This window comes from Microbispora hainanensis (assembly GCF_006874475.1).
In the GTDB taxonomy this organism is placed as follows: Bacteria; Actinomycetota; Actinomycetes; order Streptosporangiales; family Streptosporangiaceae; genus Microbispora; species Microbispora hainanensis.
In genome coordinates this window covers 1-331 of record NZ_VIRM01000222.1, presented here as the reverse complement: position 1 = coordinate 331, position 331 = coordinate 1, and the positions used below count along the sequence as shown (strand labels likewise).

The 331-nt window shown below is 67.4% G+C and carries 1 protein-coding gene; it reads left to right on the top strand.

Annotation, left to right across the window (positions count from 1 at the left end; translation table 11 throughout):
- Positions 1 to 331 (top strand): transposase (locus tag FLX08_RS40205; RefSeq protein ID WP_208762002.1); only part of this gene is annotated, 331 nt, incomplete at both ends.

Genomic DNA, 331 nt, shown 5'->3' with positions numbered 1-331 from the left:
CCGGGACCATCGAGCTGGCCATCCCCCGCCTGCGGTCGGGGTCGTACTTCCCGGACTTCCTGCTGGACAAGCGCCGCCGGGCCGAACGGGCGCTGACCAGCGTGGTGGCCACCTCCTACCTGCTGGGTGTGTCCACGCGGCGGATGGAAAAACTCGCCGAGTCGATGGGCATCACCAAGCTGTCCAAATCGCAGGTGTCGAAGATGGCCGCCGAGCTGGATGAGCTGGTCGCCTCGTTCCGGTCCCGGCCTTTGGACGGCGGGCCGTACACCTTCGTCTGGATCGACGCGCTCACTCAGAAGGTGCGTGAGGGCGGGCGGACGGTGAACGT